8 protein-coding genes are annotated in these 12,237 nt (G+C 66.9%); 6 read left to right on the plus strand and 2 right to left on the minus strand.

The genetic code is table 11. From position 1 onward, the window contains the following. The first annotated feature begins 242 nt into the window (after positions 1-242). The 3 genes from trxA to modC are packed head-to-tail and all read left to right on the plus strand — an operon-like array spanning position 243 to position 2,432. A complete protein-coding gene (trxA, locus tag Mspo_RS10960; protein ID WP_159729671.1) occupies positions 243-569 on the plus strand; it encodes a thioredoxin in 327 nt (108 codons plus the stop codon). A 40-nt stretch (positions 570-609) separates the two neighbouring features. Continuing rightward, complete coding sequence (gene modB, locus Mspo_RS10965) at positions 610-1,329, plus strand: molybdate ABC transporter permease subunit (RefSeq protein WP_159729672.1); 720 nt, start codon at positions 610-612, stop codon at positions 1,327-1,329. Beyond that, positions 1,326-2,432 (plus strand): molybdenum ABC transporter ATP-binding protein, encoded by a 1,107-nt coding sequence (gene modC / locus Mspo_RS10970; RefSeq protein ID WP_159729673.1) that lies wholly within the window; start codon positions 1,326-1,328, stop codon positions 2,430-2,432. The genes modB and modC overlap by 4 nt, the downstream gene beginning before the upstream one ends. A gap of 32 nt (positions 2,433-2,464) precedes the next feature. Here the strand turns inward: modC and Mspo_RS10975 are convergent, their stop codons facing one another. Further along, on the minus strand, positions 2,465-2,728 hold the full coding sequence (locus Mspo_RS10975; protein WP_159729674.1) for a hypothetical protein: 264 nt from the start codon (positions 2,726-2,728) through the stop codon (positions 2,465-2,467). A 642-nt stretch (positions 2,729-3,370) separates the two neighbouring features. Here Mspo_RS10975 and Mspo_RS10980 point away from each other — a divergent pair. Continuing rightward, a complete protein-coding gene (locus Mspo_RS10980) occupies positions 3,371-4,540 on the plus strand; it encodes a pyridoxal phosphate-dependent aminotransferase (RefSeq protein WP_159729675.1) in 1,170 nt (389 codons plus the stop codon). A gap of 146 nt (positions 4,541-4,686) precedes the next feature. Here the strand turns inward: Mspo_RS10980 and Mspo_RS10985 are convergent, their stop codons facing one another. Next, positions 4,687-7,593 (minus strand): ribonuclease E/G, encoded by a 2,907-nt coding sequence (locus Mspo_RS10985; protein WP_159729676.1) that lies wholly within the window; start codon positions 7,591-7,593, stop codon positions 4,687-4,689. 717 nt (positions 7,594-8,310) lie between these two features. On the opposite strand from Mspo_RS10985, the gene Mspo_RS10990 reads away from it, so the two are divergent. Then, complete coding sequence (locus Mspo_RS10990; protein ID WP_159729677.1) at positions 8,311-9,654, plus strand: N-acetylmuramoyl-L-alanine amidase; 1,344 nt, start codon at positions 8,311-8,313, stop codon at positions 9,652-9,654. 138 nt (positions 9,655-9,792) lie between these two features. After that, positions 9,793-12,210, plus strand: a complete 2,418-nt coding sequence (locus Mspo_RS10995) for a penicillin-binding protein 1A (RefSeq protein WP_159729678.1) — start codon at positions 9,793-9,795, stop codon at positions 12,208-12,210. Positions 12,211-12,237: the final 27 nt, after the last annotated feature.

Consider the following 12,237-nt stretch of genomic DNA (forward strand, 5'->3'; position numbering starts at 1 on the left):
AGTCGCCAAACTCAGGACTGGATTAGAATCAATGTCATGCGCTTGTACAACCAATTTTTGTGCCGGACAGCCGTGCGACAAGCGCGGCCATGACGCTGGAAACATGTCTGCTCGTTAACCTGAATTCGGAGCCCTGCGCCGGCGCGAGAGACGGCGATGGGCGCACGAGGGGCGCCCTCGGCTTGACGCGCCGCCGCGCCGTTCCTACTCTTTCGACAAAGTTTCAATTCGAAAGGAAAGCCATGTCTGCCGCGACCGTCAAAGTCTCCGATGCGAGCTTCGAAGCCGAGGTGCTGAAATCCGACCGGCCGGTCGTCGTGGATTTCTGGGCCGAATGGTGCGGCCCCTGCCGCACCATCGCCCCGGCGCTCGAGGAGATCGCCACAGAGCTCGAGGGCAAGCTCAAGATCGTCAAGCTCAACGTTGACGAGAATCCCAATGTCGCCGGCCAGCTCGGCATTCGCTCCATTCCGACGCTGATCATCTTCAAGGACGGCAAGGCCGCCTCGCAGAAGGTGGGCGCCGCGCCCAAGGGCGAGCTGCTGCGCTGGATCAACGGCGCTATATAAGCGCTCGACGCAACGGGAGCGAAGGCGTAATGCATCGGAGATGACGCTCTCCGATCTTGCGCCTTTTCTCGAATTCTCCCCGCCGGAGCTGACCGCGATCATCCTCAGCCTGAAGGTGGCGGGGGTCGCGACCGTCGCCTCCCTGCCGGTCGCGGTCTTCATCGCCTATGCGCTGGCGCGCTGGCGCTTTCCCGGCCATGCGGCGCTGAACGCGATTATCCATCTGCCGCTCGTCATGCCGCCGGTCGTCACCGGCTTCGCCCTGCTGCTGCTGCTCGGCCGCAAGGCGCCGCTCGGGGCCTTTCTCGCGGATCATTTCGGCATCGTCTTCGCGTTCCGCTGGACCGGCGCCGCGCTCGCCGCCGCGGTGATGAGCTTTCCGCTGATGATCCGCCCGATCCGCCTCTCCTTCGAGAGCATTGACGAGCGCTTAGGACTTGCCGCGCGCTCGCTCGGCGCGAACCGGCTGTGGACCTTTTTCCTCGTCACTCTGCCGCTCGCCGCGCCCGGCGTCATCGTCGGCACGATACTCGGATTCGCCAAGGCGCTCGGCGAATTCGGCGCGACGATCACCTTCGTCTCCAACATTCCCGGCGAGACGCGGACGATTCCCTCCGCCATCTACAGCCTCACCCAGACGCCGGAGGGCGACGCCGACGCGCTGCGGCTCGCGGCCGTGTCGGCGGCGATCGCCATCACCGCGCTCGTCGTCTCGGAAATCCTCCAGAAGCGCGCCGACGCCACGAGGGCCGGCAGATGATCGCCGTCGATGTGACGCTGAAGCGCGGCGAGTTCTCGCTCGAGGCCGCTTTCGAATCGAAGGCCCGCATCCTGGCGCTGCACGGGCCGTCGGGCTCCGGCAAGACGACTCTCGCCCATCTCGTCGCCGGCCTCGTCGCGCCGGACGCGGGCCGCATAGCGATCAATGGCGCGCGGCTCGTCGATACGGCGCAGCGCCTCAATGTTCCGCCGGAGAAGCGGCGAATCGGCCTCGTCTTCCAGGACGCGCTGCTGTTTCCGCATCTCGACGTGAGGACGAATATTCTGTTCGGCCGCTTCTTCACGCCGAAGGCGGAGCGCCGCGTGCCCTTCGACGCGGTGGTGGAGACGCTCGGCGTCGGCCATCTGCTGCGCCGCCGCGCCGGGGCGCTCTCGGGCGGCGAGCGCCAGCGCGTCGGCCTCGCCCGCGCCCTGCTCTGCTCGCCGCGCCTCCTCGTCATGGACGAGCCCATGGCCTCGCTGGACTATGACCGGCGCCAGGAGATCATGACGCTGATCGAGCGGCTGCGCGACGAATTCTCCATCCCCATCCTGCTCGTGTCTCACGCGGCGGATGAGATATTGCGCCTCGCCGATGAAGTCGTCTCGCTCGATCGCGGCCGTATCGTCGCGCAGGGCCTGCCCTCCGAGACTCTCGCCGCCGCGAGCCGGATCACCGAAGGGGGCCGTTTCTCGGTGGTGAGCGCGCTGGAGGCGCAGGTCGGGGCCTTCGACGCGCGCTATGGCGTGACGCGGCTCGACCATCCGGCCGGCGAGATCGTGGTCGCCGCCCATGTCACGAACGGCGAGCGCAAGGTGCGGGCGCTCATCAATGCGACCGATGTGGCTCTGTCCCACCGCAAGCCGGCCGACATCAGCATCCGCACCGCGCTCGAGGGAAAGATCGTCGCGATCGACGAGGACGACGGACCGCTCGCTTTCGTGCATATCGAGCTGATCGGCGGCGAGCGGCTCGTCTCCGCGGCGACGCGGCTCTCGGTCGACGCGATGAATCTGACCGTCGGCTCCGCGATTTTCACGCTGGTGAAATCGGTGGCGCTGGACGAGAGGGAGCTCGGCGCGGGCGCGACGGCGCGGGAATAGCGAATAACGGCGCGGGATCCGGCAGAGGCAGGCTAGGCGCTAGTGGCCTTCGCCGTATGGACTGATGAAGACGAAATATTGTTCATGATGCTGACGCCATGAACCGCTTTTGTGTCCAGTTTTTGAGACTGCTTATAGGAATTGAAATACTTCTTAGGATCTTTATGTAGCTCTTGTACAACATGGCCGATCATCACAATGGCCGTTTCTTTATCCTTGGCGTATTTTTGCTCGACCAGCATCTCCGCCAGCTTTGATATGAGACTTTTGTCGGCCAATGCGGTGGACATCTTCATTTCGAAATCCGTATGGTCTCGAAAAAACTGCCTTACGCCTTCATTCTTGCAAATGACCGCCTTCCCCAAGATAAAACCCTGCCCCGGCGACAAGTATAATACCCAATACTGAACGAGAGTAGGCTCCGACGAACGCGCCGACGAGCGTCGTAGCAGCCAAACATACGTTATCGGAAAAGGTCGTTTCGTCCGCCATTGAACCAAATCCAAACTTCATCTTAAACGAATATACCGATCATCTTATCTCTTTTGCAACTTCAAAATCAACGAAAAAATTTTTGCGCATTGTGTCAACTGCTTGCGCAATTGTCGCGAATTGTTGACAAAATGCCAGAGCATTGATTTCGTTTCTCGCCAGCCTCCCTTCTATACATGTTGCGACGACTCCGCCTTGCCTCTCGCGCTGCTGCGCCGTCGCCCCCTCCCTCGTCATGGACGTTTTGAGCGAGGTGCGAGAGAACGAGATGCGAGAGTTTGAGCGGCGTCTGCGAACGATGCTTTCCTATCGCGTCGAGCGACGCGCGTTCGTGCGCCTCTGCGCACAGGCCGGGAAGCGAGCGTCCATGGCGGCGGCGGGACCGTCCGCTCCGGGGCGACGATCCCGATTTCGCTCCCGCCGGGTAGGCTTGCTATAATCCCGCGATGATCCCGCCCCTTCCTTCGAAGCGCAGCGCCATCGCGCCTTTCCTCGCCATGGACGTTCTGAGCGAGACGCGCGCGCTCGAGCGTCAGGGCCGACATATCGTCCATATGGAGCTCGGCGAGCCCGGCGCGCCCGCCCCGCTCGCCGTGCGCGAGGCGGCGGCGCGCGCGCTTTCGCAGGGCGTCATCGGCTATGCGGAAGCGCTCGGGCGGCCAGCCCTGCGCCAGCGCATCGCGCGCCATTACGGCGAGGCCTATGGCGTCGACGTCTCAGCCGAGCGCGTCATCGTCACCACCGGCTCTTCCGGGGCCTTTCTGCTCGCCTTTCTCGCCGGATTCGATCCGGGCGCGCGCATCGCCATGACGGCGCCGGGCTATCCGGCCTACGCCAATATCCTCGCTTCGCTCGGTCTCGAGCCCGCGCTGATCGAGGTCGGACCGGAGACCGGCTATTCGCCGACGGCGGCGCTGCTCGAGGCGGCGCATCGCGCAAAGCGCCTCGACGGCGCGCTGCTGGCGAGCCCGGCCAATCCGACCGGCGCGATGATCCCCTCCGACGAATTCAAAAATATCTGCGCCTTTTGCGAGGAGGCCGGGATTCTTTTCGTCTCCGACGAAATCTATCACGGCCTCTCCTATGAGCGGCCCTGCGAGACGGCGCTCGCCCATTCGCGCAACGCCGTCGTCGTGAACAGCTTCTCCAAATATTACGCCATGACCGGCTGGCGGCTCGGCTGGCTCGTCGCGCCCGAGCCCTTGGTGCGGCCGATGGAGCGGCTGCAACAATCGCTCGCCATTTCCGCGCCGACGCTGGCGCAGATCGCCGCGCCCTTCGCCTTCGAGGCGAAAGCGGAGCTCGAGGCCGTGAAGGCCGGCTACGCCCGCAGCCGCGCGCTGCTGCTGGAGCGCCTGCCGCGCTTGGGGCTCGCCGATTTCGCGCCGCCGGACGGCGCCTTCTACATCTATGCCGACATCTCCCGTTTCGCCGCGGATTCGGCCGCATTGGCCAAGCGCATGTTGGAAGAGGCCGGCGTCGCCGCGACGCCCGGCGTCGATTTCGACCGCACGCGCGGCGCGCGCATGCTGCGCTTCTCCTACGCCGGGCAAGAGAGCGACGTCATGCTCGGCCTCGACCGACTCGCGGCCTGGCTCGGCGCGCCGGAGGCGTGAGTGTCGCCGGATTTTCCGATGTGAAATCGCCTTGCGTCGCGGCAAGCTCACCTCATGCCGCGCGCAGGCGCTCGACCGATACGGAATGAAAAAGGCGGGACGACCTCGAAGTCGTCCCGCCTTTTTTCGTCATTGCCGCTCTTTCGTTACTGCTGGGTGCCGATCGAGGCTTTGGCGCGCTGCCACCAGCCGCCCTTCTTGGGGCGATTCGGATCGGCCTCGGTGATGATCGTCTCGGTCGGCTCGCGCGGCGGCGGCGGCGCGGCGGCCTCATGCGCGATCGGCGCGGGAGTAGGCTCCGGCGCGCGAGCCGCCGCCGCGGGCGCAAAGGCCTCGGGCTGCGGAGCCTGCGGCTCCGGCTCGGAGACGCTCGGCGCGGCCGCCTCCACCGGCGGCGGAGCAGCGGGCGCGGCCTGCTCGCCGACGACAGGGAGGAGAGCCTCGCCCGGCTCGAAAGGCGGGACATGCGCCTCGGCCGCGGAGACGGCCGTCTCCTCGACGCCTTCGTCGAGCGGGAAGGAGCCCTGCTCGCGAAACTCGGGCGGCAGCGGCGAGGAGCGCGTCCAACGGCCGGCCCGGCGGCCGCGTCCGCCGCGGCTGCCGCGTTCCGCCGGCCGCGGAATTTCATTGGCGGGCGCCGTGGGCACGCCGTCGATCTCCGCCATCATGGCGAGGCCTTCGTCGGAAGGCTGCTCGGCGCCCGGCGCAGGCGCTTCGCCGCCGGCGAGTCCGCCGCCGCGTCCGCGACGACGCCGGCGACGACGCGAGCGCGGCTGGCCGTCCCCCTCTTCCTCGGACACGGGCGCGCGGGCGCCGCGATCCTCGCGCCGCGCTTCGCCGCGACGCTCGATGATCTCGCCCTCGTCCCCTGCGGCCTCGGCCTCCTCCGGCTCCTCTTCCTCGAGATCGGCGGCGAGAGAATCGACGCGCAGCGGCTGCTGCACGGGAATCTCGCGGACGCCCGTCGCCGGCTCGCCCCGCTCCAGCGCGTGATAATTGGCGCCCGTCAGAGTGTCGTCGGCCGAGACGGTTATGGCGACGCCGAAGCGGCGCTCCAGCGCCTGCAGATGGCCGCGCTTCTGATTGAGAATATAGAGCGCGACGACGGTGCGGGTGCGCAGGATGATGTCATGCGCCGCGCTCTTGATGAGCGCGTCCTCGAGCACGCGCAGCACATGCAGCGCGATGGAAGCGGTGGAGCGCACCGTTCCGGCCCCGGCGCAATGCGGGCAGGGAACGGTCGAACCCTCGAGCACGCCGGCGCGAATGCGCTGACGCGACATTTCGAGCAGGCCGAAATGCGAGATGCGGCCGACCTGGATGCGGGCGCGGTCGTTCTTCAGCGCGTCCTTCAGGCGGCGCTCGACGGCGCGATTGTTGCGGCCCTCCTCCATGTCGATGAAATCGACGACGATGAGGCCGGCGAGATCGCGCAGGCGCAGCTGACGGGCGACCTCGTCGGCCGCCTCGAGATTGGTGCGCAGCGCCGTGTCCTCGATGTTGTGCTCGCGGGTGGAGCGGCCCGAGTTCACGTCTATGGCGACCAGCGCCTCGGTCTGATTGATGACCAGATAGCCGCCGGACTTCAGCGTCACCTGATTGGAGAACAGCGCGTCGAGCTGCGCCTCCGCTCCGGCGGAGGCGAAGATCGGATTGGGGTCGCGAAAGAGACGGACGTTCTTCGCATGGCTCGGAATGAGCATGCGCATGAAATCCTTGGCCTCGCGATAGGCGTCGTCGCCGGAGACGACGACCTCGTCCACGTCGCGGCCATAGAGATCGCGGATCGCGCGCTTGATGAGCGAGCCTTCCTCATAGACGAGCGTCGGCGCGCTCGAGCGAAGGGTGAGCTCGCGCACGCTCTCCCACATGCGCAGGAGATATTCGAAGTCGCGCTTGACCTCGGCCTTGGTGCGCGTCGCGCCGGCCGTGCGCAGGATGACGCCCATGCCCTCCGGCACCTCGAGCTCCTGCACGATCTCCTTCAGGCGCTTGCGGTCGGCGCCGTCGGTGATCTTGCGGGAGATGCCGCCGCCGCGCGCGGTGTTGGGCATCAGCACGGAATAGCGGCCGGCGAGCGAGAGATAAGTGGTGAGCGCCGCGCCCTTGTTGCCGCGCTCCTCCTTCACGACCTGGACGAGCAGAACCTGGCGGCGCTTGATCACCTCCTGGATCTTGTATTGACGCCGCGAACGCGACGGGCGGTGAGGCACCTCCTCCATCGCGTCGCCGCCGATATGCTCGACGTGCTCTTCCTCTTCCTCGTGCTCTTCTTCCTCGTCGTGATCCTCGTCGTCGCCGCCGCGACGGGCCTCCTCGCGCTCGGCCTCGTGCTCTTCGTCGCGCTCGTCCTGACGACGCGCCTTGACCTCGTGGTCGGGCTCGACGGGCTCGGCCGGAGCTTCCTCGGGATGCCCGGCCTCGACGACGCCGTAGCCCTGCGGATCGACCGTGATCGGCTCGGCGACGGCCTCGACCGCGGCGGACTCGACTTCGGCGGCAGGCGGGGCCTCGGCGTCGGACGCCGCTTCCGCGACCGGCGCAGCCTCGGCCGGGGCCTCCTGCGCGGACGTCTCGCGTTCGACGACCGCGTTTTCTTCCGCCGGCGCCGCCGAGACGGCTTCGCCCTCGGAGAGCTCCTCGCCCTCGCCGGCGCTTTCGGAGATCACCTCATCGGCATGGGCGCGCTTCTCGGCCCCGTCCGAATGGCGGCGGCGGGAGCGGCGGCGGCCATGCGGACGCGGCTCCTCCTCCTCCTGCTGATGGACGCGGCTCTCCTCCTCGAGCAGAGCGAGCCGGTCGGCGACCGGAATCTGATAATAGTCCGGGTGAATTTCGGCGAAGGCGAGAAAGCCGTGGCGATTGCCGCCGTAATCGACGAAGGCCGCCTGGAGCGAGGGCTCCACGCGCGTGACCTTGGCGAGATAGATGTTGCCGCGCAGCGGCTTCTTGTCGGCGGCCTCGAAGTCGAATTCCTGAACGCGATTGCCGCGCAGCACGACTACGCGGGTTTCCTCCGGGTGGGAGGCGTCGATGAGCATTTTGTTGGCCATGAGAAACTCTTTGCGGCGTGACGCGAGGCGACGCCGGCGGTCTCGAGCGAACGGCCCCGAAGGGACGTTGCGACCCTGATCCGGCGAAGCGTCGAAGCGTCGACGCATGTTTTCTGGGAGTTGGTGTCGATTGCGACACATCGGATACGCGAGCCGGCGCGACCGCCGGGGAACTGGGCGAGGAACCCGAACGGCCGCCGAAGCGAGACCGGCCGGGAGCCGAAGCGGCGACGGCTCGGGCGGACATCCCGAATCATCGACGCCGCCGGCGCTCGATACTCTCGAGCGGAGCGGCGCCAGAATCGGCGGCATGTCATGGACTTCGCCATGAGCTCGTCACAAAAACCTTATGTCACAGCGCCTTACGGCGGCGCCCGCCCGTCCTGAACCCGCGCGCGAAGCATGCGTTCGAACGTAATTCGTCCCGCGGAAAAACGCGCCGCCCGTCTTGAAGACGGTTCCCGGCGCCGTAGAACGCCGAAAATGCGCGAGGCGCGTTTCGAACCCTTCCACGGAACGTTTCCATACATAATGTCTCGAAGGCGACACCGCAAGTTGAACGCCGCTTCGACACGCCGCCGCCCACAGCGCGGCGCCGGCGCGGCCGCTCCTAACGCTGCGTTAACCAGAAATCCCCAGAAAGATTTCCGGCTCGCGCGCACGCGTGAGCCGCGCCATATTATTGCGGGCGAGTGCGTGAGCGGAGCGATTTTCGACATGGACGACAGGCGACCGACGGGGGCCGGGCCCTCGCGGGCTCATGGTCGATTTGCGCGGGCGGCGCTCGCTTTCGGCCTCGTTCTCGCCGTGGCCCAGCCCGTGGCCCAAGCCGTGGCCCAAGCCGCGACGGAGCCGGCGCCGCCGGCCGAGCCGGTCGCTGCGGTCGCCGCGCGAATCGAGCAGCAGAAGGACAGGGCCCGCCTCGTTTTCGAGACGACGGCCGAGGTCAGACCGGCCGCCTTTCCTGTCGCCGACCCCTATCGGATCGTCGTCGATCTGCCGGAGACGGCCTTCCGCCTCGACCCGGAGATCGGACGCCCGCCCAAGGAGAAGCGCGGCGCCGACGATCTCGTGACGTCCTTCCGCTTCGGCCAGCTCGCGCCCGGGCGGTCGCGAATCGTCATCGATCTCGCCCGGCCCGCCAAGATCATGCGCGCGGAGAGCGAAACGACTCTCGACAAACCGCGTCTCGTCGTCGAGCTCGCGGCCTCGGACGCGACGAGCTTCGCGGCCGAAGCCGCCCGGCTCGCGCCCGCAGCTCCCCGCGCCGCCGCGGCCGAGCCTGCGCCCGCGCCCGCGCCTGCGCAGGGCGGCAAGCCGATGCTCGTCATCGACCCCGGCCATGGCGGCGTCGACGTCGGCGCCGCCGGACCCCATGGCGAGCAGGAGAAGACGATCGTTCTCGAATTCGCCCGCGCGCTCCAGGCGAAGATCGAGACGCAGGGCAGGCTGCGGGTCGCGCTCACCCGCAATGAGGACGCCTTCATGGCGCTCGACGAGCGCGTGCGCGTCGCGCGCCAGGCGGGCGCCGAGCTTTTTCTCTCGATTCACGCCGACACGCTCGGCGAGGCGAGCGTCGAGGGCGCGACGGTCTACACCGTCTCCGCCCGCGCCTCGGACGCCGAGGCGGCCAAGATCGCCGAGAAGGAGAATTTCGCCGACCGCGCCGCCGGGCTCGAGCCGAAATCCGAGGACGCCGGCGAAGTCGGCGACATTCTCTACGATCTGACGCGGCGCGAGACGCGCGCCTATAGCCGCGTCTTCGCCCGCACGCTGATCGCCTATTGGCGGACCGTCGGCCATCTCAACAAGAATCCGAGCCGATCGGCCGGCTTCGTGGTGCTGAAAGCCTTCGACATTCCGTCCGTCCTGCTCGAGCTCGGCTATCTCTCGAGCGCGCGCGATCTCTCGCGGCTCGTCTCGCCGGAATGGCGCGAGCGCGCCGCCGAGGCCACGGCGCAGGCGATCGAGCGCTATTTCGACGAACGCCAGGAGCAGGCGCGAGAGCAGCAAGCGCAGGCCGGCGCAACTCCCCAGGCGATGGCCGCTCGCCCACAATAAAACATAAAATCGGCGATAAGGATGGGCGGCGGCGGGCCGATTCGGTTCCGCCTGTGGAAAATATGCTCTAAGCGGGACGCCAAGGGCGCAGCGCGCGCCAGATTTCAAAGCAACGCGTCTCTTCGAGGATCGTCCTTCATGCGGCTGCTCGTCCGATTCTTCGGCTTTCTCTTCGCGACCGGCGCCATCGTCTTCCTGATCGGCGTGACGGCGGCGGCGGGAATCGTCTATGTGTTCTCGAAGGATCTTCCGGACACGGCGCAGCTGCGCAATTACGAGCCGCCGGTCACGACGCGCATCCACGCCAATGACGGCTCCATCCTCGCCGAATATTCGCGCGAACGCCGGCTGTTCCTGCCGAGCTCGGCCATTCCGCCGCTCGTCAAGCAGGCCTTCATCTCGGCCGAGGACAAGAATTTCTACACGCATAATGGCGTCGACTTCGAGGGCATCGCCCGCGCCGTGTCGATCCTCGCCCAGGGCGGGCGGCATATGCAGGGCGCTTCGACGATCACCCAGCAGGTGGCCAAGAACTTCCTCGTCGGCAATGAGCGCTCCTTCGAGCGCAAGATCCGCGAGGCGCTGATCTCCTTCCGCATAGAAGCGGCCTATCCCAAGGACCGCATCCTCGAGCTCTATCTCAACGAGATCTATCTCGGCCTCGGCAATTATGGCGTCGCCGCCGCGGCGCTGAATTATTTCAACAAATCCGTCTATGAGCTGACGATCGCGGAGGCCGCCTATCTCGCCGCTCTGCCCAAGGCGCCCAACAACTACCACCCTTTCCAGCATCGCGAGCGCGCGGTCGAGCGCCGCAACTATGTCATCGACCGCATGGTCGCCGACGGCGTCGTCTCGCAGAAGGACGGCGACAAGGCCAAGACCGAGCCGCTCGGCGTCAATCCGCGCGTGACCTCCCCCAACACCTATGTCGCCGGCTATTTCGCCGAGGAGGTGCGCCGCGAGCTGCTCGACAAATATGGGGACAAGAAGCTCTATGAGGGCGGCCTCTCGGTGCGCTCGACGCTCGACCCGAAGATGCAGGCCGTCACGCGCAAGGCGCTGGCCGACGGCCTCGTGCGCTTCGACGAGGCGCATGGCTTCCGCGGGCCGATGCGCCATATCGACATCTCTTATGACTGGGGCCTGCCGCTCGCCGATATTCCGGCGCTCGGCGATGTGAGGCCCTGGCGCCTCGCCGTCGTGCTGGAGACGAACGACAGTTTCGCGCGCATCGGCTTGCAGCCGCCGCGCGAGAAATCCGGCGAAGTGGCGCGCGAGCGCGAGACCGGCCAGCTCGCTCAGGAGGGGATGCGCTGGGCCGGCCGCAGCGTGCGCGCCGCGCTGACGCCGGGCGACGTCATCTATGTCGAGCCGCTCGCCGGACGGCCGGGTCAGTTCCGGCTGCGGCAGATTCCGGAAATCTCCGGCGCCATGGTGGCGATGGATCCCTATACGGGCCGCGTCTTCTCCATGGTCGGCGGCTTCTCCTACGACCAGTCGGAATTCAACCGCGCGACTCAGGCGCTGCGCCAGCCGGGCTCCTCCTTCAAGCCCTTCGTCTACGCGACCGCGCTCGACAATGGCTACACGCCCTCCTCCTCGATCCTCGACGAGCCGATCACCATCGTGCAGGCCAATGGCGAGAGCTGGACGCCGGAGAATTTCGAGGGCGCCCATGGCACCGGCGCGCATCCGCTGCGCTATGGCGTCGAGCACTCCAAGAATATGATGACGGTGCGCCTCGCCAAGGACGTCGGCATGCCGCTCATCGCCGAATACGCCAAGCGCTTCGGCATCTATGATGAAATGCCGCTCTATCTGCCGATGGCGCTCGGCGCGGGCGAAACCACCGTGCTGCGCATGGTGACCGCCTATTCCATGCTCTGCAATGGCGGCAAGCGCGTGAAGGCGACGCTGATCGACCGCATTCAGGACCGCTGGGGCCATACGATCTACCGCCACGATGAGCGCCAATGCCTCGGCTGCGACGCGCCCCGATGGGAGGGCCAGAACGAGCCCAGGCTCATCGACAAGCGCGAGCAGGTGCTCGACCCGCTGACCGCCTATCAGATCACCTCGATCATGGAGGGCGTCATCGAGCGCGGCACCGGCCAGTCGATCAAGGCCGTGGGCAAGCATCTCGCCGGCAAGACGGGCACGACCAACGAGGCCAAGGACCTCTGGTTCGTCGGCTTCTCGCCGGACCTCGCCGTCGGCGTCTATATCGGCTATGACCGCCCCCGTCCCGTGGGCGAGGGCAAGAGCGCGCAGGCGGCGACCTACGCCGCGCCGATCTTTCGCGACTTCATGACGGTGGCGCTGAAGGACAAGCCGGACGCGCCCTTCCGCGTGCCGCCGGGAATCAAGCTGATCACGGTCGATCCGCATTCGGGACTGCGCTCCAAGGGCGCGGGCTCGATCCTCGAGGCCTTCAAGCCCGGCACCGCGCCGCCCGACTCTTATTCGGCGGCGGGCAGCGACGGCGGACTGCAATCCGGCGCCGCCCAGGATGTGGACAAGCAGGTGGGCAGCGGGACCGGCGGGCTGTATTGAGCGGGGCGGAAAAGCGATGTTGCGCCC

It is taken from the genome of Methylosinus sp. Ce-a6, from assembly GCF_009811655.1.
Taxonomy (GTDB): domain Bacteria; phylum Pseudomonadota; class Alphaproteobacteria; order Rhizobiales; family Beijerinckiaceae; genus Methylosinus.

Coding starts and splice junctions, on each gene's coding strand:
- modB (WP_159729672.1), top strand. CDS start 610: ATGACGCTCTCCGATCTTGCGCCTTTTCTCGAATTCTCCCCGCCGGAG.
- modC (WP_159729673.1), top strand. CDS start 1,326: ATGATCGCCGTCGATGTGACGCTGAAGCGCGGCGAGTTCTCGCTCGAG.
- trxA (WP_159729671.1), top strand. CDS start 243: ATGTCTGCCGCGACCGTCAAAGTCTCCGATGCGAGCTTCGAAGCCGAG.
- Mspo_RS10995 (WP_159729678.1), top strand. CDS start 9,793: ATGCGGCTGCTCGTCCGATTCTTCGGCTTTCTCTTCGCGACCGGCGCC.
- Mspo_RS10980 (WP_159729675.1), top strand. CDS start 3,371: ATGATCCCGCCCCTTCCTTCGAAGCGCAGCGCCATCGCGCCTTTCCTC.
- Mspo_RS10985 (WP_159729676.1), bottom strand. CDS start 7,593: ATGGCCAACAAAATGCTCATCGACGCCTCCCACCCGGAGGAAACCCGC.
- Mspo_RS10990 (WP_159729677.1), top strand. CDS start 8,311: ATGGACGACAGGCGACCGACGGGGGCCGGGCCCTCGCGGGCTCATGGT.
- Mspo_RS10975 (WP_159729674.1), bottom strand. CDS start 2,728: ATGAAGATGTCCACCGCATTGGCCGACAAAAGTCTCATATCAAAGCTG.